This is a genomic window from Undibacterium sp. Jales W-56, from assembly GCF_025548535.1.
Classification (GTDB): Bacteria; Pseudomonadota; Gammaproteobacteria; order Burkholderiales; family Burkholderiaceae_D; genus Undibacterium.
This window is the reverse complement of the sequence record NZ_JAJLQW010000004.1, coordinates 381892-404700: the sequence shown is the minus strand read 5'-3', so window position 1 is coordinate 404700 and position 22809 is coordinate 381892. Positions and strand designations below refer to the sequence as shown.

The window sequence follows — 22809 nt, the reverse complement described above, 5'->3', positions numbered from 1 at the left end:
GGGGATGGTGCAGTAGTCCTGTTGCTTATTGTTCGCGCACCCAGACTTGCGAGCGGCCGAACAGCGGTGTGCCGATGTAGCCACGCACATTGAGTTTTTTATTGCTGTCGGTCAGTGATAATTTGCTGCGATACAGTTTGCCGTTGGCGGGATCGAGGATGCGGCCGCCGCTATATTCATCGCCGTCTTTTTTTAAGCCGAACAAAATCGTCATGCCAATGATGGGCTGATTTTTATTCACGCCTTCGCATTTGTCGCATTTCGGGTTTTGTTCTTCTTCTCCTTCGAGAAACAGTTTTTCGATCTTGCCCATCAGTTCGCCGCTGTTCTCTGTGATGCGTATCAGTGCCTTGGGTTTGCCGGATTTGTCATCGATATTTTTCCATAAGCCGACCGGCGTATCCTGGGCCAATGCCAGTGAAGCCATGCACAGCAGGAGTAGTGCGGCGATGCCCGTTTTTTTGTTCATGTTGTCTCCATCCTCAGGGGGTAAATTGGGGGGATTTCTGCGATTCATTGTACGTGGCAGTTTTTTTGTCATGTACTAAATAATTAGAGCTTCTACTTTAATGACGAAAAAACACAACATATAGACGGCACAAAAACAATCGGCAGCCGTCTGGCTGCCGATGTGATCGCTAATCTGCTTATTGAGACGCTGCTAGCTGCCTAAGTTGCCGGCAATTTGGCGAATTGCTCGCGCATTTTATCCAGTGTTGCCGAGAAGCTGGCCACGCGTTCCTTCTCCTGCGCGACAACCTGCGCAGGAGCGCGGGCGACGAAGCTTTCATTGCTGAGCTTTGCCTGCGCCTTGCTGATTTCTGCATCGAGTTTGGCGATTTCTTTAGCTAAACGCTCGCGCTCGGCGGCGACATCGATCTCCACTTTCAACATCAATTTCGCCGTGCCGACGATCGATACCGGTGCCGGGGATTCTGGCAGCGCGTCGACGACCTGGACTTCGGACAGTTTCGCCAATGCTTGCAGATACGGTGCGAAGGATTGCAATTGCAGTTTTTCTTCCGCATTGCCTGCCTGCAATAACAAAGGTACACGCAGGGCCGGTGACAATTGCATTTCGCCACGCAGATTGCGACAAGCATCGGTCAGGGCTTTCAGCGCGCTCATCCATTCCTCGGCAGCGCTATTGATATTCGCTGCATTCGCCAACGGATAAGCCTGGCGCATGATGGAGTCGCCGGCCGCATCCAGTTGCTTGCCTGCCAGTGGCGCTACGGTTTGCCACAGGGCTTCGGTCACAAACGGGATCACCGGATGGGCCAGGCGTAATATTGCTTCGAGCACGCGCAATAAAGTGCGGCGGGTTGCGCGCTGTTGCGCTTCGCTGCCGTGCTGCACCTGGACCTTCGCGACTTCCAGATACCAGTCGCAATATTCATCCCAGACGAACTTATAGATGGCCGATGCGATGTTGTCGAAGCGATAGTCGCTGAAACCCTTTTCGATGTCTGCTTCCGCATGTTGCAGGGCAGAGATGATCCATTTGTCGGCGGGTGAATAATCGAGATCGGCAGCGCTCACGTCCGCGCCAAAACCGCAATCCTTGCCTTCGGTATTCATCAGCACGAAGCGCGTGGCATTCCATAATTTATTGCAGAAATTGCGATAGCCTTCGCAGCGACCCAGATCGAAATTGATGTTGCGTCCGAGTGAGGCGTAGCTGGCCATGGTGAAGCGCAAAGCATCGGTGCCGTAGGCCGGTACGCCGTCGGCAAATTCCTTGCGCGTGGCTTTTTCAATCGCGGTGGCTTGCTTGGGATTCATCAAGCCTATGGTGCGCTTGGCGACCAGATCATCGACGCTGATGCCATCGATCAGATCGATAGGATCGAGCGTATTGCCTTTCGATTTAGACATTTTCTGACCGCTGGAATCGCGCACCAGGCCATGCACGTACACGGTGTGGAACGGCACTTTACCGGTGAAGTGCGCAGTCATCATGACCATGCGCGCGACCCAGAAAAAGATGATATCGAAGCCGGTCACCAGGACCGATGACGGCAAGAACATCTCCATATCTTTGGTTTGTTCCGGCCAGCCCATCGTCGAAAATGGTACTAGCGCAGACGAGAACCAGGTATCGAGTACGTCGTCGTCACGCTTCAGTGCGCCGGTATAGTTTGCCGCAGCGGCTTTGGCTTTTGCCTCGCCTTCATTGCGGGCGACGAAAATTTCGCCATTGTCGCCGTACCATGCCGGGATCTGATGACCCCACCAGAGCTGGCGCGAGATGCACCAGTCCTGGATATTGTTCAGCCATTGGTTGTAAGTCGTATTCCAGTTTTCCGGTACGAACTTGATTTCACCGCTTGCGACTTTTTCCAGCGCGACTTCGGCAATCGATTTGCCGGGGAAGTGCGTGCCCTCCGGCGCTGGCTTGCTCATCGCCATGAACCACTGGTCGGTCAGCATCGGTTCGATCACGACATTGGTACGGTCACCGCGCGGCACCATGAGTTTGTGCGGCTTGACGGATTCGAGCAAGCCTTGCGCATCTAGGTCGGCGACGATTTGCTTGCGCGCGGCGAATCTATCCATGCCCTGATAAGCGGCAGGTGCGTTTTCATTGATCTTGGCATCCAGGGTCAGGATGCTGATCATTTCTAATTTATGACGCTGACCGACGGCATAATCGTTGAAGTCATGCGCCGGCGTGATTTTTACGCAGCCGGTGCCGAATTCCTTGTCCACATAGTCGTCGGCGATGACAGGGATTTCGCGATCGCACAGCGGCAGCTTCAGCAGCTTGCCAACCAGATGGGCATAACGCTCGTCGGTCGGATCGACCGCGACCGCAACGTCGCCCAGCATGGTTTCCGGCCGTGTAGTGGCGACTGTCAGATGTCCGCTGCCGTCGGCCAGCGGATAATGGATGTACCACATCGAACCGTCTTCTTCTTCCGAAACCACTTCCAGATCGGACACCGCGGTACCGAGCACCGGGTCCCAGTTCACCAGGCGTTTGCCGCGATAGATCAGGCCTTGCTCGACCAGGCGCACGAAAACTTCGGTCACGACCTGGGAGCGTGGCGCATCCATCGTGAAGTATTCACGCTGCCAGTCGGCGGAGGCACCCATGCGGCGCATCTGGCCGGTGATCGTGGAGCCGGATTTTTCTTTCCATTCCCAGACTTTTTCCAGGAATTTTTCACGGCCCAAGTCGTGGCGCGAGATTTTTTGCGCATCGAGCTGGCGCTCGACCACGATCTGGGTCGCGATGCCGGCGTGGTCGGTGCCCGGGATCCAGGCAGTGTTGTGGCCGCGCATACGGTAGTAGCGGGTCAGACCGTCCATAATCGTCTGGTTGAACGCATGTCCCATATGCAGGGTGCCGGTCACATTCGGCGGCGGCAACTGGATGCTGAACGAGGGTTTGCCGGCGTCGCTACTGGCGGTGAAATATCCGCGTTTCTCCCACTCGGTACGCCAGAATGCTTCAATTTCTGCAGGCTCAAATGACTTGGCTAATTCCATGATGATATGTGCTTAGTTTGCTAAACCGTTGATTATAAATGACCCGGCAAACTTATTAGGCGCTAAATACTCGCTAATTAAGCAAGTTGCCCATGCTGAAAGTACAAGACAGCACATAACTATTGCGATGCCATAGTTGAAAATTGTTGCATCATCGTATTTTGCAACTGGCCTGCCTTAAATGTTGGCAATTAGCATCAGAGAAATGCTAGGATTAGGCAGATTACTAAAATAGTTTGTTATATGCATCCCAGCAATGCGTAGTTAACATGGCGTGCTAAGTCATAGCTTCACACTTTAAGGGTAAACGACTGTGCTTCAATTGTTGAACTATCGTCTGTTGATAATTCTCTGTTTGATTTTGCAAGTCGGAATCGCTCGTGCTGAAGAAAAGCACGATATGGAGCGCCTGGACGCGATTCGCGCATTATCCGATAGTGATAATGAGGAAGGCCTGAAGCAATTAAAAAAATTCAAAGACAGCTTGCCGCAAGATGCCGATGATGAAGTTCGCGCTCAAACATACCGGACCCTGGTCACTTTATTATACGACGCAGGACGGCCCAAAGATGCCGCCGCGACTCAGGCAGAATTGTTAAGCCTGGCTCTTGAGCGCAAGGATAAAGACCTGATTGCGTTTGCAAGGCTGGCCGAGATTTACGACCTGATTGAAAAAGGCAAGCAGGATCTGGCCCTGGCAAAATTAGATGACATCAATAAGTCGATTGAGGGCACTAAAAATCAAGAAGTCTTGATGCGGATTGAAGTTGCCTACGGCAGTGCGTATTCATCTATGGGTAAATTTGAACTTGCCTTGACCCACAGGCTAGAGGCCTTGCGCTTATCTGAACTGTTGCCGAAACGCCGTATCCAGTCCAAGCTCTATCGCCTGTCCTCGTTGGCGGGACTGTATCTGGACATGCATAATCCCGAAAAATCGCTGGAGACGGTTGCTACCGCTCTGGAGTTGTCTACCGGAGTCAACTCGCCAAAATTAATCGGGTCTTTATACTCAACCCGGGCATTGGCGCTGATTGATCTGGAGCGTTTTGATGAGGCGCTGACTTCCTATCAACGGGCTTTAAAAATATTTAAAGAGACCAAGTACTTGGGAATGGAAGCGCTCACCTTGAGCAATATTGCCGACTATTATCTGCGCGTCGGCAACTATGTCGAGGCCGAGCGCACCGCGCGCCAGGCCCTGATTAAGTCGGAAGCGGCGCAAGACAAATCGGCGATCTTAAATTCCAAGGCAAACATAGGATTTGCGCTAGGCGGGCAAGGCAAAATCCCGCAGGCGATGGCCTATATCAATGGTGCGTTGAAGGAATTAAAAGATGCCGATGCCAAAACGGATATCGAGTCCATGCTGGGTGAAATTGGCCGTATGTATGAAAAAGCCGGCATGTATAAAGAGGCGCTGGCAACTGTGCGCGAGCAGCAGGTTCTTAGCAGTGAATTATTCCGCGCTGGCAGGGCCAAAGCCGTCGCCGCACTGCAGGAGCAATTCGATGCCAACCAGAGAAAAAAGCAAATCGAGCTTCTGGCGCGAGAAAATCAGCTAAAAGATGCCGAGATAAAGAACCGTCGCCTGCAGCAAATCATCACGATGTTGGCGGCGGCCGTGACGGTGATGGCGGGGACCTTTGTTTACCTGCTGTACCGGCGTGTGCGCAGTGCCAATGAAAAGCTTCGGGAAGCCAATTTGCAGCTCGAATTTCATGCGGTAAGGGATCCGTTAACCGGTCTTTATAACCGCCGGTCCTTTGTCGATATGATGAAGACGCGCACGCTCATCTCCGACAAAGAGCGCCGTGAAGACGATACCGGCAATCCGGATTGTCTGATTTTGATGGACATTGATCATTTCAAGCAGATTAACGATACCTGGGGGCATGCGGTTGGCGATAGCGTATTGATGGAAGTTGCGCATCGTTTGAAGCGTGCGGTCCGGGATACCGATATGGTGTTGCGCTGGGGCGGAGAGGAGTTTTTAATCTACTCGCCCAAATCGCAACCTGCGCAATTGACTAAATTAGTCGAGCGTATTTTGCTGGCGATTGGAGAAGACGACATCCAGATCGGCAATATAGCGATTCCGGTGACCGTCACCGCCGGTTTTATTCCATTGCCATTTTCGGACATCCCGGAAGAAATTTGCAACTGGGAAAAAGCAATTCAAATGGCCGATATGGCCCTGTATCTGGGGAAGGCACATGGCCGCAATCGCGCCTATGGATTAGCGCGTTTGCTGGTGCCGCAAGAACAAGCGATGAAGGTATTGGACCACGATCTTTCTGCTGCCTTAAGTGCGGGTATGGTTGAGTTGATAGAAGTGGTTGGTCCGGTCAAGCTCAAAGCGCCTGCTGCCAGCGAACAGCTGGCCAGTTAAAATATCCGCCTTAAATCCAGAGTCGCTATATAATTGAAACTTCAATTGGAACCACAAAATGGCAAGATATACTTTTGCCAGTAATCAAAATCAGCACCAAAAAAGCAGTTGATCGTAATTAGTAACAACTAATAAAAATGCAGTAAATGCTAGGGGTCCTGTCCGCAGTTGTACGCGATGACGGGTGAGAAATACCCTCGAACCTGATCTGGATAATGCCAGCGAAGGGAAGCAAATCGTGCCGCAATACTCTTGCATGCGCCTCAAGCCTCCCAAGCTGTCACCACAATGTGTACAAACAATGGGAGCAAGATGAACGCCAATCCGCAATTCCTGTCCGCCACCGCGACAGTTGATCAAGCCGCAATACAGCCGCTGCCCAATTCCCGCAAAATCTATGTAACAGGAAGTCGTCCCGACATCCGCGTACCGATGCGTGAGATCAGTCAATCCGATACGCCGGCGATGTTCGGCTCGGAAAAAAATCCGCCGATTTACGTCTACGACACCTCTGGGCCGTATACCGATCCAGCAGTAAAAATCGACATCCGCTCCGGCCTGGCTTCGGTGCGCGGCGCCTGGATAGACGAGCGCAACGACACGGAAGAGCTGCCAGGCCCATCCTCTGAATACGGTATAGAAAGACTGAACGATCCCAAGCTGGCCGAGCTGCGCTTTAATCTGCAGCGCAAACCGCGTCGCGCATTGGCCGGTAAAAATGTCAGCCAGATGCACTATGCAAGACAAGGCATCATCACGCCGGAGATGGAGTACATCGCGATCCGCGAAAATCTGCAGCGCCAGCAATATCTGGAAAGCCTGCAAGCATCCGGCCCGATGGGCAATAAGCTGGCCGAGCTGATGGGGCGTCAGCATCCGGGGCAATCATTCGGCGCATCGATTCCCGATACCATTACGCCGGAATTCGTGCGCTCGGAAATCGCCCGTGGCCGTGCGATTATTCCTGCCAATATCAATCATCCGGAAGTCGAGCCGATGATTATCGGGCGTAATTTCTTGGTCAAGATCAATGCGAATATCGGCAATTCCGCAGTGACATCCAGCATCGGTGAAGAGGTCGAAAAAATGACCTGGGCCATACGCTGGGGCGGCGACAACGTGATGGACCTGTCGACCGGCAAGCACATCCACGAAACGCGCGAATGGATCATCCGCAATTCGCCGGTGCCGATCGGCACCGTGCCGATTTACCAGGCGCTGGAAAAAGTCAACGGCAAGGCCGAAGACCTGACCTGGGAAATCTTCCGCGACACTCTGATCGAGCAAGCCGAGCAAGGCGTCGATTACTTCACCATCCACGCCGGAGTGCGTCTGCAATATGTACCGATGACGGCGAAGCGCATGACCGGCATCGTGTCGCGCGGCGGCTCCATCATGGCGAAATGGTGCCTGGCGCATCACAAGGAGAGTTTCCTATACGAACATTTTGAAGATATCTGCGAAATCATGAAAGCTTACGACGTCTCGTTCAGTCTGGGCGACGGCTTGCGCCCGGGTTCGATCTACGATGCGAATGACGAAGCGCAATTAGCTGAGTTGAAAACCCTGGGTGAACTGACGCAGATCGCCTGGAAGCATGATGTGCAGGTCATGATCGAAGGTCCCGGCCATGTGCCTATGCACCTGATCAAGGAAAACATGGACCTGCAACTCGAGCAATGCCACGAAGCGCCGTTCTACACGCTGGGCCCGCTGACCACCGACATTGCGCCGGGCTACGACCATATCACCTCGGGCATCGGCGCTGCGCAAATCGGCTGGTACGGCACCGCCATGCTGTGCTACGTCACGCCGAAAGAACACCTTGGGTTGCCGAACAAGGTTGACGTCAAGGACGGCATCATCACCTACAAGATCGCGGCGCATGCGGCCGATCTGGCCAAGGGCCATCCGGGCGCGCAGATCCGCGACAATGCCTTGTCGAAAGCACGTTTCGAATTCCGCTGGGAAGACCAGTTCAACATCGGCCTCGATCCCGACAAGGCGCGCGAATTCCACGATGAAACCCTGCCGAAAGATTCCGCCAAGGTCGCGCATTTCTGCTCGATGTGCGGCCCGCATTTCTGTTCGATGAAGATCACGCAAGAGGTGCGCGACTATGCAGCAAATCAGGGTATCAGCGAGATTCAGGCCCTCAAGCAGGGCATGGAAGTGAAAGCGGTCGAGTTCGTCAAATCGGGCGCGGAAATCTATAGAAAGCAATAAGCCGCTGCCATGACTGAGATCGTATTGAATGGTGAAAACTATCAACTCGACCAAGAGAAAAACCTGGCCGAGCTGATCGCTACATTGAACTTGTCGGGGCAGGCAATTGCCGTTGCCGTTAATCGCCAGATTGTCGCGCGCGCGCAATGGGCTAGCCATCGCCTGCAAGCGCAGGACAAGGTCGATGTGGTGCGGGCCATAGGCGGCGGTTGAAGCGGGTGCGCCGTGCGCACCATCGTATTCATCTGCCTTGGTGCGCATGACGCACCCTACATAAAAGGATTTTTATGCAAACTGAAAACAACGCCGGCCTCACCATCGCCGGTAAAATCTACCGCTCGCGCCTCTTGGTCGGCAGCGGTAAATACCAAGACCTGGAACAGACCCGGCTAGCGACCGAGGCCAGCGGCGCCGAGATCATCACGGTTGCGATACGGCGTGTGAACATCGGCCAGGACCCGAACGCACCGAGCCTGCTCGATGTGGTGCCGCCGTCGAAATACACGATCTTGCCGAATTCGGCCGGCTGCTATAACGCCGAAGATGCGGTGTACACCCTGCAACTGGGGCGCGAACTATTGGGCGGGCATAAGCTGTGTAAGCTCGAAGTATTGGGCGACGAAAAGACCTTGTTCCCGAATATGCCGGAGACCTTGAAAGCGGCTAAAACTCTGGTCAACGATGGTTTCGACGTGATGGTGTATTGCAGCGACGACCCGATTCAGGCGCGAATGCTGGAAGACATCGGTTGCGTGGCGGTGATGCCGCTGGCGTCACTGATCGGCTCTGGCATGGGTATATTGAATCCCTGGAATCTGTCGCTGATTATTCAGCAAGCCAAAGTGCCGGTGCTGGTCGATGCCGGCGTCGGCACTGCGTCCGATGCCGCGATTGCGATGGAACTCGGTTGCGATGGCGTCTTGATGAATACCGCAATTGCCGGTGCGCAGGATCCGCTGCGTATGGCGCGTGCCATGGGGCTGGCGGTCGAAGCCGGACGCGAAGCATTTTTGGCCGGACGCATCGCCCGCAAATTCGCGGCTTCAGCCTCATCACCGATGGCGGGACGGATAGCCTGATGCGTCAGGCGGCAACGCGTCCTTGTGTATTGGTATTTGCCGGCCACGATCCCAGCGGCGGTGCCGGCATCCAGGCCGATAGCGAGGCAATCGCCGCGCAGGGCGCGCATGCCTTGACCGTGATCACGGCGCTGACGGTGCAAGACAATGAGCGCGTCTATGCAGTGCATCCGGTCGACCCGGACATGATTGTGCAGCAGGCGCAAGCGCTGATGCAAAAGATGGCGATTGCTGCGATTAAAATCGGCATCGTCGGCAGCCGCAACAACGCCGACGCGATCGCGCACTGCGTGCAGCAATGCCTGGCGATCAATCCGGCAATCCCGGTGGTGCTCGATACCGTATTGGGCAGCGGGCATGGCGATGCCCTGGGTCGCGATGATGCGCTGGAATCGCTGCAATCCTTATTACAAATCGCGACCCTGATCACGCCGAACCTGCCGGAAGCGCAGCGCCTGGCGCCGCTGACACGCGACATCAATGGCTGGGCGCAGAGCTTGCTCCAGCATCGTTGCACGGATGTATTGATCAAGGGCGGACATGCGACCGGCGAAGCGAATCGGGAATGCGTCAGCAATATCTGGTTCACGCGGCATGGTCAGCGCGAGTGGCAATGGCCGAGATTAAGCGGCGAATTTCATGGCAGCGGCTGTACTCTGGCATCCGCCATCGCAGGGCAGCTCGCATCGGGTCAGGCTATGGCCGAGAGTTTGCACAATGCGCAAGAATTTACTCAGCGTAGTTTGCAATACGCCTATGCCATCGCCGCGGGGCAATTGATTCCGCGCAGAGTGCAACAGTCAATTTAACAAATAAAGTAACAAGCATTTTGAAAGAAGAGTCATGCGGGCATTAGCTGGACTGTATATCGTCACCCCGGATTGGGATGACACGGCGCGTTTGCTGGAGGTGACGGAGCTGGCCTTGTCGGGCGGTGCCAGCGTCGTGCAATATCGGCATAAAACTGCCAGCCCGGATTTGCGCAGACGGCAAGCGCACGCCTTGCTCGATCTGTGCCGGCGGCATGGCAAGCCTTTGATCATCAACGACCATGTGGATCTGTGTCTGGCACTGGAGGCGGACGGGATTCATGTCGGCGGCACGGATGCTTCGGTGGCGCAGGTGCGGGCGGCGATCGGCCCGGATAAAATTGTCGGCGCCTCGTGTTATGGCGACTTCGCGCTGGCGCAGCGCGCGCAGCAGGAGGGTGCCAGCTATGTCGCATTTGGCGGTTTTTATCCATCGCGCGTCAAACAATATGCGGTGACCACATCGCATGACATCGTGACTAAGGCGAAAGCAGAGATCGCCTTGCCGAATGTCGTGATCGGCGGCATGACGGTCGATCATGCGCGTCCTCTGGTGCGGGCGGGGGCCGCGATGGTGGCGGTGATCAGCAGCATTTACCTGGCCGACAATCCGCGCGTCGCCGCGCAAGAATTCGTCAGGCTATTTGCTGAATAATTAATATACTCATCCTGAGTATATTTTTATGATCGCCTGAAACAATGCGGGAAAAGCATAGTTTTCATGAGTTTATAGGGGAGTATCGCTATTTCTGGCGCTTCCCGACTTTCAGCGCGACGCGATAGCGGCCACCGGTGCGCTGCACTCCCGTATAATCGGGGGATGCAAAACCTCCTCCATAATCTGAATCCAGAGCAGCTCGCCGCTGTCACTTTACCTTCCCAGTCTGCCTTGATTTTAGCCGGTGCCGGTTCCGGCAAAACCCGTGTCCTGACGACCCGTATTGCCTGGCTGATCCAGACCGGACAGGTTTCGCCGCACGGTATTCTGGCGGTGACGTTCACCAATAAAGCCGCGAAAGAAATGCTGACGCGGCTCTCGGCCATGATGCCGATCAATACGCGCGGTTTGTGGATAGGCACCTTTCACGGCCTGTGCAACCGCTTGCTGCGCGCCCATTATCGCGATGCAGGTTTGCCGCAGACTTTCCAGATTCTCGATTCGTCGGATCAACTCTCGTTCATCAAACGTTTGCTCAAGGCGAATAACGTCGATGATGAGAAATTCCCGCCGCGTACCCTGATGTACTTCATCAACAGCGCCAAGGATCAGGGTTTGCGGGCGCATGAGGTCGATGCCTACGATGATTTCAACCGCCGCATGGTCGAGCTGTATGCACTGTACGACGCCCAATGCCAGCGCGAAGGTGTCGTCGATTTTGCTGAACTATTGTTGCGCACTTTTGAACTCTTAAGCCGCAATCAACCGCTGCGCGAACATTATCAGGCGCGCTTCCGGCATATTCTGGTCGATGAGTTCCAGGATACCAATGACCTGCAATACAAATGGCTGAAACTGATGTCGGGGCAGGGTACGCTGAATGCCGGTGCGGTGTTTGCCGTGGGCGACGATGACCAGAGCATCTATGCTTTTCGCGGTGCGAATGTCGGCAATATGTCGGCGTTTGAGCAAGAATATAAAGTACGTAACCTGATCAAGCTCGAGCAAAACTATCGCTCGCACGGGCATATTCTGGATACCGCGAATACCTTGATTGCGAATAACAGCAAGCGCCTCGGCAAGAACCTGCGCACCGATGCCGGTCATGGCGAACCGGTGCGTATTTTTGAAGCGAGCAGCGATATCCAGGAAGCGCAGTGGATCATCGAAGAGGCAAAAAACCTGATCCGCGAGGGTGCGATGCGCAGCGAAATCGCGATTCTGTATCGCTCGAATGCGCAGTCGCGGGTGATCGAACACGCTTTGTTCAGTGCCGCTTTGCCGTATCGCGTGTATGGCGGTCAGCGCTTCTTCGAACGTGCCGAGATCAAACATGCGATTGCGTATTTGCAGTTGATGGACAATCCGCATAATGATTCGGCATTTTTGCGGGTCGTGAATTTTCCGGCACGCGGTATCGGCGCGCGCTCGCTGGAGCAGTTGCAGGATGCGGCCAGGCAGTATGGCATTTCCTTGTATGCTGCGGTCCCCTATGTTGCGGGCAAGGCCGGCACGTCGCTGGGTAATTTCGTGAAGGTGATCGAGTCGGCGCGTTTTGAAACGCAGCGCCTGCCTTTACCGGAGATGGTGCAAATCGTGCTCGATCTGAGTAGCCTGATGACGCATTATCAAAACGAGAAAGAAGGCGCAGACCGGATCGAGAATCTGGAGCAGCTGGTCAGTGCGGCGACCTTGTTCATTGCGGAAGAAGGCTTCGGCCATGATGCGCCGGCCTTGCTCGGCCCGCAATCGCAGGCAGCAGCGAATGTGATCACGCTGGCCAATGGCGTCGAGATAATCGATGCCGATGCCGCGATGGCAACCGTGATGTCGCCGCTGTCGGCTTTCCTGTCGCATGCCTCGCTGGAGGCCGGCGACAACCAGGCGCAAGCCGGGCAGGATGCGCTGCAATTGATGACGGTGCATTCGGCCAAGGGACTGGAATTCGACAATGTCTTCATCACCGGTTTGGAAGAAGGTTTATTCCCACATGAAAATAGCGCGAAGGAAGAAGGCGGTGTGGAGGAAGAGCGTCGCCTGATGTATGTGGCGATCACGCGGGCGCGCAAACGATTGTACGCGACCTTCTCGCAAACCCGCATGCTGCACGGGCAGACCCGCTACAACATGCGTTCACGCTTCTTCGACGAAATGCCGGAAGCATCCCTGAAGTGGTTGTCGCCGAAAATCCAGGCATCCTGGTTCGGCAATAAAAAATCGGCATGGGATGAAGACCCGATGGATCAGGCAAATCGCATCGCGCAAAGTTTTAACCAGAGCGCGCATTCATCTTCGGCCAAGCCCGGCTGGCGCATCGGTGAGTCGGTCAGGCACGGTAAGTTCGGCGAAGGCGTGATCGTGAATATGGAAGGCAGCGGTACGAATATCCGGGCGCATATTAATTTTGGTCGCGAGGGCATGAAATTGCTCGATCTGAGCATTGCCAAGCTGGAAAAAATCTAGACGGCTTAGTTCATGTCGTTCAGTTAAATTCGTCATTCCAGCGAAGGCTGGCATCAATAGCTGGGGCTTATGCAAACTGCCAAACCTCTCACCACAGAGACACGGAGACACAGAGAAAAGCTAAGAGAGGAAAGGCTCCATGGCGTTTTGATACTAAAATGAACCCGCAAGCTGGGTGTGCCTGTTGGCACGAAACGTCTCGGAAAGCCGCATCCAGCATGCGGTTTCGATGTGAGTCGTTATTTACCGTTTTGCGCAAACTCTATTTAAATGAAGCAATTTCAGCAGGGCGGGTGATTCGTTTAGTGCTGAATCGCCGCGTCAATCTTCGTGCAACCGATGAGGCAAAGTCTGTATGGATAGTACGCAATTAATCAATTATGTCGGCGCTGCCATTTTCGGCCTGGCGGTCTTGCATACATTTTCAACCAAGTATTTTTTGCATCTGGCGCACACCAGCCGGCACCATGCGGGTTTGTGGCATCTGCTAGGCGAGGTTGAAGTGGTATTCGGATTCTGGGCGTTGGTGCTGGTGACATGCATCGCCTTGATTGAACAACAGAAAGCCGCGATTGCCTATCTGGAGAGCCAGAACTTTACGGAGCCCTTATTCGTGTTCGTCATCCTGGTGATTGCAGGCACCAGGCCGATTTTGCATTCGGTGCAAAGTCTGGTGAACCGCCTGGCTGCTTTGTTGCCCATCAGTCCCGCCTTGAGCGCCTACTTCCTGTGTTTGTTTCTGATTCCTTTGCTGGGCTCGTTTATCACCGAACCGGCTGCCATGACGCTGGCCGCTTTGATGTTGCGCGACCGGTTTTACAACAAGGGCATTTCGCAACGACTGAAGTATGCGACCCTGGGCGTGTTGTTCGTCAATATCTCTATCGGCGGCGTGCTGACGCCGTTTGCTGCGCCGCCCGTATTGATGGTGGCGGAAAAATGGCAATGGGATATCGCGTTTATGTCGGGGGTCTTTGGCTGGAAAGCCGCGATTGCCGTGGCGATCAATGCCTTGCTGGCGGCATTGCTATTCCGTAAGCAGATCAAGGCGGTCGATGCGCCCGGTTTGCTCAAGTTGAATGAGCCGGCAGCACTCATGCCTGTGACGGTAATCGGGATTCATTATGCGTTTCTGGCAGCGACGGTGGTGTTTGCGCATTACCCGGTGGTATTCATGGGGTTGTTTTTGTTTTTTCTCGGCTTCACCGATGCCTATCAACGATATCAGGACAAGTTGATGCTGCGTGAAGGCTTGCTGGTGGCGTTTTTCCTGGCAGGGCTGGTGGTGCTGGGCGGTAAGCAGCAGTGGTGGTTGCAGCCCATCTTAGCCGGAATGAATTCGACGATTTTGTTCTTTGGCGCGATGGGGTTGACGGCGATTACGGACAATGCCGCACTGACTTATCTGGGTTCGCTGGTGGCAGGTTTGTCCGACAGCGCCAAGTATGCGCTGGTTGCCGGTGCCGTCACTGGCGGCGGTTTAACGGTGATTGCGAATGCGCCGAATCCTGCCGGCTTTGCGATTTTGAAAGACTCGTTTGATGAGCAGGCCATCAGTCCGCTGGGTTTGCTGCTAGCTGCCTTGCTGCCAACAGCGATTGCTGCCGGGTGCCTCTTTATGCTGTGAGGCAGCAGTGTTGCATGAAAAAGCCGTTCACTTGTCCTGAACGGCTTTTTGATGTTGATACGCCTTTGCTTCGGCTAAATATAGTAAGCAGTTGTGGTCATGACTTTCGCCATGCCTTGCATCGCAATCTGGACTGGCAAGGGCAGTTTGCTGGCGCCCAGCGCATCGGCCGCGGCACCGTGGGCGACTTCATCCATGCGCATTTGTTCGACGATGGCCCTGGATTTCGCGTCTTGTGCAGGCAATTGTTGAAGATGGCTGGCGAGGTGTGCTTCGACTTGCTTTTCGGTTTCGACGACAAAGCCCAGACTGGCCGCGTCACCGCACTTGGCGGCGATCGTGCCGCAGGCATAAGCGCCGATATACCAGATCGGACTAAGCAGGCTGATGCGTGAGTTGAGCTCACGCAAACGCTCTGCGGTCCAGGCAAGATGGTCTTGTTCTTCCATGGCGGACTGCAAAAATTGTTCTTGGATCGCGGTTGTTTGAGTAAATTGTCTTTGCGAATCGTAAAGTGCCTGGGCGCAAATTTCACCGACATGATTGACCCGCATCAGACCTGCGCTATGTTGGCGCTCCCGCTCTTCAAGGACAATTTCTGCTTTTGCATCCCCGGGATTCGGGCGGGATGCGCTCGCCTGACCGCTGACAACGCGCAAGGCACGATCGAAACTAATCAATAAATTGTCGATATTCAACATAATCTGGTGCTTTCTTCAGTTTTTAGTTCAGGACATATTGTAATCGGCAATAAAGCGCGCCGTCTCTGTTCTGATGAGCCGCTTACTTCAATCATTTTTTGTTGCCGCAATGGTATTGGGAAAAATCTTAATTGTTGTGGAGACGCCACATAAAATTTGCTTAAATACGATCGTTCGCAAATTCTCTTTGCCCTATTTCCGGTTATTTGTTTCAATTGAATACAACTTCTTAATCAGCAGGTTTCGAAGTCCTGGCAAGACCGAACACCGTTTGTAAATGTACTAAATGAACTGATATATATCAGTACCTCTTAAAAAAAATGATCTTCCTGGAGATATTCTCAATGAAAAAACCCCTTATCGCATTTGCCGTTCTCAGCGCATTTGCAGCTACTGCATCCGCCCAATCTTCCGTCACTATCTACGGTTCTATTGATGCAGGTATTCGTAACGTAACGAATGTGAATGCGGCAGGCGACAGTAAATTGGTCATGGGCGGCACCAGCCCGGGAGCGACTGGCAACGGTATTTCCAATTCCAATCGTCTGGGTTTCAAAGGCGTGGAAGATCTGGGTGGTGGCATGAATGCGCACTTTGTACTGGAATCCGGTTTTAATACGGGAACAGGTACATCAGATTCAGCAGCGATGTTTAACCGCTCTGCTTTTGTCGGTATAACGGGTGAGTTTGGTAACCTGGATCTGGGGCGTCAATACTCTTTAGCATTTAAGACGATCGGTACTTATGACCCATTCAGTTTTAAATTTCCCTCAATTACGTCTCCAGTTGCCGGCGTAGCCTTGTTCTACCCCGCTGCGGCTACCCGTTTTAACAATGATGTTCAATACACAGCGATTCTGAGCGGGGTCAAAGTCAGTGCCGAGTATTCTTTTGGTGAGCAAGCAGGCGATATAGGAAAAAATTCTGTTAAGTCTGTAGCTGCAACTTACGCGACTGGCCCATTCAATTTTGGCGGTACTTTCATGTCTGGTGATATTAATGGTTACCGTAACAAGTACTACACAGTTGGTGGCGCGTATAAAGAAAGTGGTGTGCGCGTTTCATTTGGTTATGTAAAAGAAATACAGGAAACATTATCAAAAGTAGATTCAGAGCAGAAGTCGTATTGGGGTGGCGTAAGCTACGCTATCTCTCCTCAGGTTGAGTTGACTGGTGCTTATTATGTCACTAAGGCTACAGTGGCAAAAATCGATAGCGACCGTAAGAATTTGGTCCTGGCAGCTACTTACTCATTGTCAAAAAGAACAAATTTCTATGTCGAAGCTGACAACAGAAAGTTAACTAATGCGCTGACTGCATTGCCATTGACGCTCAGCTCCGGCAGTATCAATACTGGTACGCAAAACGGTTTGTCTATCGGTATTAATCACTTGTTCTGATCAAAATTTAGAATTACCCAGTTAATTTTGAGGTGATTTAGAAATAAAAGAAGCTCCATTTAATGCGGAGCTTCTTTTTTTGTTTGAATCAACTATTTTGCAATTCAAATAATTTCTTTCCGTTATCTAATCGCCTTAAATAAGTGTTTAATTAGCAATTATTCGTTGCTTTTTAACGACATTTTAGGTGTTACATCTACTCCAGAGCTGATTTAGCTTGGCTGTCAGCGTTTATTTTTGGTCAAATACGTTAACTTCTTTTTAGCGGTCTCGTAAGTCTTGAAGAATTAGCTGTTTTTGTGCAACGTATTAGTATTAACTTAATCGCATGAATCCGGCTCAATGTAGTTCATGTCAACATGAAAATCTTTGGAGAAATATCAATGAAAAAATCACTCTTAGCTCTGGCAGCATTAGCAGCAATCTCAGGTGCCGCACAAGCACAATCCAATGTCACTATCTACGGTGTTGTCGATATGGCTATTCAGGCTGAAAATCGCGGCGGCACGGGCACAAAATATGCGTTGGACAGCGGCGAACAATCTGGTTCTCGTCTGGGCTTTAAAGGTACTGAAGATCTGGGTGGCGGTTTGAAAGCGATTTTTGCTTTGGAAATGGGTATTCTGGCTGATACCGGTACATCTCAAGGTGGTCTGTCATTCGGTCGTCAATCATGGGTCGGTCTGACTGGCGACTTCGGTACGGTCAAAATGGGTCGTCAATACACGCCACAGTTTTACTTCTTCGACGCAGTTGATCCATTTGATCTTGGATTTACTTCTGGTCATGCTGGCGCATCAACTTCTACTGGTGGCGTGTTCGGCTTCTTGTCCAATAGCGCATGGCGCGTGAATAACAGTGTCAGCTATCAATCCAATGACATGTCTGGCTTCAGCGCAATGGGTTTGTATGGTTTCGGTGAAGTTGCTGGCGATACATCCGCTAAACGTTCCGTTGGTATCAGCGGCCAATATGCGGCAGGTCCGATTTATGTTGGCGCCGTTTATTACAAACAGAACGATGCTGTTGCTCCAGGTAATGGTATGAAATCCATTTTAGTCGGTGGTACATATGACTTCGGCGTTGCCAAAGCTGCATTTGGTTATTCCAAGGACACTTCTGATATGGCCGCCATTGATCAGAAAGGTTTCATGTTCGGCGTGACTGTTCCGGTAACTCCTGCAGATGCTATCTTGGCGACAGCAGCACAGTTGAAGGATAATACGGCAGCGAGTGCAAACAAGAGCACCCAGCTTGCGATCGGTTACACCCACTCCTTGTCTAAGCGTACTAACTTGTACACGTCTTATTCGCGCGTATCCAATAACGCAAATGTCAATGGTGGTGGCCTGGCCTCTGCAAATGGTAAGACGGATCACTTTGTCAACGCTGGTATTCGTCACTTGTTCTAAACATAAATGGACTTAAGTCCATCAATGTGAACAAAAAAGCACCTTCGGGTGCTTTTTTGTTGTTGGATTATGAGGATATTTTTATATAAATTTATTCAAATAATTCACGCTTAACTAAGCAAATCGTATTTACCGCCTTTTTCCAAGGCCAATGAATAAGCTTTGCGGGCATGTATTTTTGCCAGCCATGCCATCAAATTTGGTCTGCTATCGTTTAAACCCCCACGAGATGCGGCGGCCTCCAGAGGGAAGCTCATTTGTATATCTGCCGCACTGAATTCGTTACCGACGAACCAGCCTGTTTTGCTGATTTCCGTTTCCAGATAATCGAGGTGACGGCTGATCTGAGGTGAAATAAAACTTGCCTTCACTTTTTGGGCGATGCCGCGGGCAATCGGTTTTACAAAAAATGGCATAGGGCTTCTTTCGATCCGGTCGAATACCAATTTCATTAATAGTGGCGACATTGCCGAACCTTCGGCGTAGTGCAGCCAGTAGTTGTAGCGTAAATAATCGTGCGATTCGCGAACCGGCATGAAGCGGCCATTACCATAGTGGGTGACTAGATAGTCAACAATGGCGCCGGATTCTGCGATGGTCAGTTCACCATCTGTAATTACCGGAGATTTACCTAGCGGATGCACTTCCATGAGCGACGCGGGCGCCAGCATGGTGCTGGGGTCGCGTTCGTAGAACTTGATCTGGTAATCAAGTCCAAGTTCTTCGAGTAGCCAGAGCACGCGTTGAGAGCGTGAATTATTAAGATGATGGACGATGATCATAGATTTTTGTAAGATTTAAACGAAAGAAACAGATAGCCCAGATAAACTCACACCAGAGAATGCGGTGAACCATGTTTGCCCTGGCGAGACAGGATAAGCATCGGTCCAGGTGCCGGTCGTGATGATTTCACCGGCGCGTAATGGTGAAAATTGTGGTTGCGTCTTAAGTAATTGATGTAAATGCCAGATCGCATGCAAAGGACTATCCAATACATTGCTACCGAAGCCTGCGCCTAGCAAGGAACCATCGCAAGACAAAGAAACACTGGCATTCGCCAGCATCGTTCCCAAGTGGTGGCGTGTAGTGCTTGAAAGCATACGCGGCTCACCAATCAATAAGGTTCCATGTAAGCCCAGCGCGGCAATCGCATCGGCGGCTTCAAATTTCCAGTCCGGATACGGACTGACGACGATCTCTATTCCATGCGCCATCCATTCCAGGCAATCGGCCAACTCATCCAGCGTCGCATCCGCCGCTGGAGTGCGGCCGAGTTTGAACACGACCTCCGGCTCGACCCTTGGCTGCACTGCGCCGGTCAAGCTCTGACGGGTATGGGCATCGTTTAAATAACGTACCGTGCTATCAAACAGCGTTGTCCAGATAGGGGCGTGGATAGCTTCTTTTTCTCCGTACTTTGGCCATAGCGTCCGGTTAGTAAAACCAAGTTTTCGCCCTACCGGAATCTCGCCCTCGGCTATGCGGATATTGTCCAGGCTTTTGGCAATATCATAGGCATCGGCGATGCTCAGATCATGGGTGCCAGATAGGGGAGCCAGGGTTTGCGCAGATGCACGCGCCTCAAGGAATTGACGTGCGTAACGGTCAGCTTGTGAAGACATTAGCATGGTCATGCCGTAGGTTTGTGGGGACACTTATTGTCCGTGAGCTATCTTGAATGTGCAAGCGAGATGATAAAAAAACGTTCAAAAAAAGTAACGGCTCTGACAGTTCATGGCGAAGCACGTCCCGTTTTTGCCATAAAACGATCTAATTGGTTCGCAAATGCCTGCCTATCCGCCTGGCTGAAGACATTCGGGCCCCCGGTTTCCACGCCGCTGCTTCGCAGCTCATCCATGAATTGCCGCATTGTAAGATATTCGCGAATATTATCCTTGGTATAAAACGATCCGCGTGGATTAAGCGCATGGCCGCCTTTATCTAGTACCTCGGATGCCAGCGGAATGTCGCCGGTAATGACCAGATCGCCGGCTTCCATCAAACGTACGATTTCCTGGTCCGCAACGTCAAAACCGGAAGGCACTTGCACGGATTTGATAAAGCGCGAAGGTGGAACCGACAATAGGCGATTGGCGACCAAGGTCGTGGTAATACCCAAACGATCGGCTACCCTGAATAGAATATCCTTGATCGGATTCGGACAGGCATCGGCATCGACCCAGATCTTCATAGGGAAGTGCCCATCTTAATTGCTGCCCCAGAGATCGCCATTCGGATTGGTGCGCGGCGCGGTCACCCCAAAATGCTCGTAGGCGGAGGGTGTCGCAATCCGGCCGCGCGGTGTGCGTTGTAAATAGCCTTGCTGGATCAGGTAAGGCTCCAGTACGTCCTCGATGGTGTCGCGCTCTTCGCCAATTGCAGCAGCCACGTTATCCAGGCCAACCGGGCCGCCGTCGAATTTGAACAGAATCGCTTCCAGCAGCTTCCTGTCCATCAGATCGAAACCGACACTATCCACATCCAGCATCTTGAGTGCCGCATCTGCGGTGGCTTTGGTGATGTCGCCATTGCTTTTGACCTCGGCATAATCCCTGACGCGGCGCAGTAGCCGGTTCGCGATACGTGGGGTGCCGCGTGCGCGCTTGGCGATCTCGTGCGCGCCATCCGGGTTGATTGGCGCATTCAGCAGCGAAGCCGAGCGCGTGACAATCCGGGTCAGTTCTTCCGGTGTATAGAACTCCAGACGAGCCACGATGCCGAAGCGGTCGCGCAAAGGATTGGTCAGCATGCCCGCGCGCGTGGTCGCGCCGACCAGGGTGAAGGGCTGCAAATCCAGTTTGACCGAGCGGGCAGCAGGGCCTTCGCCGATCATGATGTCGATCTGATAGTCTTCCAGCGCCGGATACAAAATCTCTTCAACGACCGGGGATAAACGGTGGATCTCATCAATGAACAGCACGTCATTCGCTTCCAGATTGGTCAGCAATGCGGCCAGGTCGCCGGCACGTTCCAATACCGGACCTGAGGTCTGGCGCAGATTGACACCCATCTCGCGGGCGATGATGTGCGCCAAGGTGGTTTTACCCAGGCCCGGGGGGCCGAACAGCAGCGTGTGATCGAGCGCTTCTTTACGCTGTCTGGCGGCGGTGATGAAAATCTCCAGCTGGCCGCGGATTTTTTCCTGGCCCACGTATTCGTCCAGTTGTTTCGGGCGCAATGCGCGTTCAATCGCCTCCTCATTCGGAGATGCAGGTGTCGCCGCAATAATGCGGGCTTCGTTCAAATTGCTGCTGAAATTGTCGGTTTGTATGCTCATAATCGATTAACTTTTCGACAGGGACTTTAAGGCTAACTTGATGCCGTCAGAAACACCGGTACCCGCTGGCAAAGCCTTCAGCGCCAACAGTGCTTCCTTATCTGAATAGCCTAAAGCCAGAAGGGCGTTCAGGATATCCGACTGATGATCCGCTACATGGGAGCCGCCTGCTACTGCGCCGATATCGGCACCGAGTTTACCTTTTAACTCCAGTAACAGACGTTCTGCCGTTTTCTTGCCGATACCTGGTACGCGCGTCAGTCTTCCGGCCTCTTGCAAGGTAATCGCTTGCGCCAGATCGCTGACCGACATGCCCGATAAAATGGAGAGGGCCGTGCGTGCGCCGACGCCGCTGATTTTGATCAACTGGCGAAAGGTGCTGCGTTCTTCTGCGCTGCCGAAGCCGAACAAGACATGCGCATCTTCACGTATCGCCAGATGGGTCAATAAAACGACTTTCTCGCCGAGAGCGGGCAGGTTATAAAACGTGCTCATCGGCACATCGACTTCATAGCCGACGCCCTGGCAGTCTACCAATAATTGTGGAGGATTTTTTTCGAGCAGAGTCCCTGCGATACGACCTATCATGGTGGCCCTTTTGGCTAGCTTTACTTGAAACGAAGATGAAGATGCGCATTACTGTATAAATAAGCAGTAATGATACCTTATCCTATCAAGCGTCCGGCGCGTACGCGCAAACCTTTTTTTGCCAAAGCGGGCGCAAGCTTGCCCAGCATCGCTAAAGTGTCGCCGCTATGGGCATGACAAATCGCTACGCCCAGCGCATCAGCCGCGTCGCTACTGGGCATGCCGGATAAACTCAGCAGGCGCTGCACCATGTCTTGTACCTGTTCTTTTTTCGCTTTGCCGTGGCCGACCACGCCTTGCTTGACCTGCAGCGCAGTATATTCTGCCACCGCCAGGTCGGCACTCACCAGGGCGCAAATCGCCGCACCGCGCGCCTGTCCGAGCAATAGCGTTGATTGTGGGTTGACGTTGACGAAGACCTTTTCCACCGCCGCACAATCGGGCTGGTAGGTTTTGATGATTTCAGAGACGCCGAGCAAAATGGTCTTGAGGCGTTCCGGTAAGGATTCATCCGCCGTTTTGATGGTGCCGGAAGCGATGTAACTGAGTTTGCTGCCTTGCTTAAGGATGACGCCAAAGCCCGTGGTGCGCAGGCCTGGGTCGATGCCGAGAATTTTCATCGCAGCACCTCCAAAAATCGACCACATGAAGACGCTACTATAGCGACTTGCACAGAGTGATT

Annotated in this window: 19 protein-coding genes and 1 riboswitch; of the genes, 10 read left to right on the top strand and 9 right to left on the bottom strand. The window is 52.8% G+C overall.

Annotated elements, in window-relative coordinates; translation table 11 throughout:
* Nucleotides 1-25: 25 nt before the first annotated feature.
* The gene (locus LPB67_RS13555) at nt 26-469 is read right to left on the bottom strand and encodes a DUF2147 domain-containing protein (protein WP_262837790.1); all 444 of its coding nucleotides are present in this window, start codon (nt 467-469) and stop codon (nt 26-28) included.
* 200 nt (nt 470-669) lie between these two features.
* Complete coding sequence (locus LPB67_RS13550) at nt 670-3495, bottom strand: valine--tRNA ligase (RefSeq protein ID WP_262837789.1); 2826 nt, start codon at nt 3493-3495, stop codon at nt 670-672.
* Between the two features lie 313 nt (nt 3496-3808).
* On the opposite strand from LPB67_RS13550, the gene LPB67_RS13545 reads away from it, so the two are divergent.
* From LPB67_RS13545 to LPB67_RS13510, 8 genes are all read left to right on the top strand, one after another.
* A complete protein-coding gene (locus LPB67_RS13545) occupies nt 3809-5887 on the top strand; it encodes a diguanylate cyclase (protein WP_262837788.1) in 2079 nt (692 codons plus the stop codon).
* A 141-nt stretch (nt 5888-6028) separates the two neighbouring features.
* A riboswitch (TPP riboswitch) is annotated at nt 6029-6134 on the top strand.
* A 65-nt stretch (nt 6135-6199) separates the two neighbouring features.
* Nucleotides 6200-8113, top strand: a complete 1914-nt coding sequence (gene thiC / locus LPB67_RS13540) for a phosphomethylpyrimidine synthase ThiC (protein ID WP_262837787.1) — start codon at nt 6200-6202, stop codon at nt 8111-8113.
* 9 nt (nt 8114-8122) lie between these two features.
* Nucleotides 8123-8326: a sulfur carrier protein ThiS gene (gene thiS, locus LPB67_RS13535; RefSeq protein WP_262837786.1), complete on the top strand. Its 204-nt coding sequence runs from the start codon at nt 8123-8125 to the stop codon at nt 8324-8326.
* Between the two features lie 74 nt (nt 8327-8400).
* A complete protein-coding gene (locus tag LPB67_RS13530) occupies nt 8401-9192 on the top strand; it encodes a thiazole synthase (RefSeq protein WP_262837785.1) in 792 nt (263 codons plus the stop codon).
* Complete coding sequence (locus tag LPB67_RS13525) at nt 9192-10001, top strand: hydroxymethylpyrimidine/phosphomethylpyrimidine kinase (RefSeq protein WP_262837784.1); 810 nt, start codon at nt 9192-9194, stop codon at nt 9999-10001. Before LPB67_RS13530 ends, LPB67_RS13525 begins: the two co-directional genes overlap by 1 nt.
* A 34-nt stretch (nt 10002-10035) precedes the next feature.
* Nucleotides 10036-10656, top strand: coding sequence for a thiamine phosphate synthase (gene thiE / locus LPB67_RS13520; protein WP_262837783.1), 621 nt, complete (start codon nt 10036-10038; stop codon nt 10654-10656).
* A gap of 165 nt (nt 10657-10821) precedes the next feature.
* Entirely contained in the window at nt 10822-13122 is a 2301-nt protein-coding gene (locus LPB67_RS13515; protein ID WP_262837782.1) for a UvrD-helicase domain-containing protein, read from the top strand.
* Nucleotides 13123-13477: 355 nt separating this feature from the next.
* Nucleotides 13478-14749 (top strand): putative Na+/H+ antiporter, encoded by a 1272-nt coding sequence (locus LPB67_RS13510; RefSeq protein ID WP_262837781.1) that lies wholly within the window; start codon nt 13478-13480, stop codon nt 14747-14749.
* Nucleotides 14750-14823: 74 nt separating this feature from the next.
* Here LPB67_RS13510 and coq7 read toward each other — a convergent pair whose 3' ends face one another.
* The gene (coq7, locus tag LPB67_RS13505; RefSeq protein ID WP_262837780.1) at nt 14824-15450 is read right to left on the bottom strand and encodes a 2-polyprenyl-3-methyl-6-methoxy-1,4-benzoquinone monooxygenase; all 627 of its coding nucleotides are present in this window, start codon (nt 15448-15450) and stop codon (nt 14824-14826) included.
* Nucleotides 15451-15794: 344 nt separating this feature from the next.
* On the opposite strand from coq7, the gene LPB67_RS13500 reads away from it, so the two are divergent.
* Together LPB67_RS13500 and LPB67_RS13495 are read left to right on the top strand one after the other, a co-directional pair.
* On the top strand, nt 15795-16850 hold the full coding sequence (locus LPB67_RS13500) for a porin (protein ID WP_262837779.1): 1056 nt from the start codon (nt 15795-15797) through the stop codon (nt 16848-16850).
* A gap of 383 nt (nt 16851-17233) precedes the next feature.
* Nucleotides 17234-18262, top strand: a complete 1029-nt coding sequence (locus LPB67_RS13495; protein WP_262837778.1) for a porin — start codon at nt 17234-17236, stop codon at nt 18260-18262.
* Between the two features lie 110 nt (nt 18263-18372).
* Here LPB67_RS13495 and LPB67_RS13490 read toward each other — a convergent pair whose 3' ends face one another.
* The 6 genes from LPB67_RS13490 to ruvC all read right to left on the bottom strand — a co-directional run bounded on the left by LPB67_RS13490 (nt 18373) and on the right by ruvC (nt 22747).
* Complete coding sequence (locus LPB67_RS13490; RefSeq protein WP_262837777.1) at nt 18373-19044, bottom strand: glutathione S-transferase; 672 nt, start codon at nt 19042-19044, stop codon at nt 18373-18375.
* A gap of 15 nt (nt 19045-19059) precedes the next feature.
* Nucleotides 19060-19890 carry a 2-keto-4-pentenoate hydratase gene (locus LPB67_RS13485; protein WP_262837825.1) on the bottom strand — a complete coding sequence of 277 codons (831 nt, stop codon included), beginning with the start codon at nt 19888-19890 and terminating at the stop codon, nt 19060-19062.
* A 104-nt stretch (nt 19891-19994) separates the two neighbouring features.
* Nucleotides 19995-20453 carry a YaiI/YqxD family protein gene (locus LPB67_RS13480; protein WP_262837776.1) on the bottom strand — a complete coding sequence of 153 codons (459 nt, stop codon included), beginning with the start codon at nt 20451-20453 and terminating at the stop codon, nt 19995-19997.
* Nucleotides 20454-20468: 15 nt separating this feature from the next.
* Nucleotides 20469-21539, bottom strand: coding sequence for a Holliday junction branch migration DNA helicase RuvB (gene ruvB / locus LPB67_RS13475; RefSeq protein WP_262837775.1), 1071 nt, complete (start codon nt 21537-21539; stop codon nt 20469-20471).
* 6 nt (nt 21540-21545) lie between these two features.
* Nucleotides 21546-22127, bottom strand: coding sequence for a Holliday junction branch migration protein RuvA (gene ruvA, locus LPB67_RS13470; RefSeq protein ID WP_262837774.1), 582 nt, complete (start codon nt 22125-22127; stop codon nt 21546-21548).
* Nucleotides 22128-22204: 77 nt separating this feature from the next.
* Nucleotides 22205-22747 carry a crossover junction endodeoxyribonuclease RuvC gene (gene ruvC, locus LPB67_RS13465; RefSeq protein WP_262837773.1) on the bottom strand — a complete coding sequence of 181 codons (543 nt, stop codon included), beginning with the start codon at nt 22745-22747 and terminating at the stop codon, nt 22205-22207.
* Nucleotides 22748-22809: the final 62 nt, after the last annotated feature.

Bases quoted from the DNA above. Each gene is read 5' to 3' on its own strand.
- LPB67_RS13555 (WP_262837790.1), bottom strand. From the start codon at position 469: ATGAACAAAAAAACGGGCATCGCCGCACTACTCCTGCTGTGCATGGCT.
- LPB67_RS13550 (WP_262837789.1), bottom strand. From the start codon at position 3,495: ATGGAATTAGCCAAGTCATTTGAGCCTGCAGAAATTGAAGCATTCTGG.
- thiC (WP_262837787.1), top strand. From the start codon at position 6,200: ATGAACGCCAATCCGCAATTCCTGTCCGCCACCGCGACAGTTGATCAA.
- thiS (WP_262837786.1), top strand. From the start codon at position 8,123: ATGACTGAGATCGTATTGAATGGTGAAAACTATCAACTCGACCAAGAG.
- LPB67_RS13530 (WP_262837785.1), top strand. From the start codon at position 8,401: ATGCAAACTGAAAACAACGCCGGCCTCACCATCGCCGGTAAAATCTAC.
- LPB67_RS13525 (WP_262837784.1), top strand. From the start codon at position 9,192: ATGCGTCAGGCGGCAACGCGTCCTTGTGTATTGGTATTTGCCGGCCAC.
- thiE (WP_262837783.1), top strand. From the start codon at position 10,036: ATGCGGGCATTAGCTGGACTGTATATCGTCACCCCGGATTGGGATGAC.
- LPB67_RS13515 (WP_262837782.1), top strand. From the start codon at position 10,822: ATGCAAAACCTCCTCCATAATCTGAATCCAGAGCAGCTCGCCGCTGTC.
- LPB67_RS13510 (WP_262837781.1), top strand. From the start codon at position 13,478: ATGGATAGTACGCAATTAATCAATTATGTCGGCGCTGCCATTTTCGGC.
- coq7 (WP_262837780.1), bottom strand. From the start codon at position 15,450: ATGTTGAATATCGACAATTTATTGATTAGTTTCGATCGTGCCTTGCGC.
- LPB67_RS13500 (WP_262837779.1), top strand. From the start codon at position 15,795: ATGAAAAAACCCCTTATCGCATTTGCCGTTCTCAGCGCATTTGCAGCT.
- LPB67_RS13495 (WP_262837778.1), top strand. From the start codon at position 17,234: ATGAAAAAATCACTCTTAGCTCTGGCAGCATTAGCAGCAATCTCAGGT.
- LPB67_RS13490 (WP_262837777.1), bottom strand. From the start codon at position 19,044: ATGATCATCGTCCATCATCTTAATAATTCACGCTCTCAACGCGTGCTC.
- LPB67_RS13485 (WP_262837825.1), bottom strand. From the start codon at position 19,890: ATGCTAATGTCTTCACAAGCTGACCGTTACGCACGTCAATTCCTTGAG.
- LPB67_RS13480 (WP_262837776.1), bottom strand. From the start codon at position 20,453: ATGAAGATCTGGGTCGATGCCGATGCCTGTCCGAATCCGATCAAGGAT.
- ruvB (WP_262837775.1), bottom strand. From the start codon at position 21,539: ATGAGCATACAAACCGACAATTTCAGCAGCAATTTGAACGAAGCCCGC.
- ruvA (WP_262837774.1), bottom strand. From the start codon at position 22,127: ATGATAGGTCGTATCGCAGGGACTCTGCTCGAAAAAAATCCTCCACAA.
- ruvC (WP_262837773.1), bottom strand. From the start codon at position 22,747: ATGAAAATTCTCGGCATCGACCCAGGCCTGCGCACCACGGGCTTTGGC.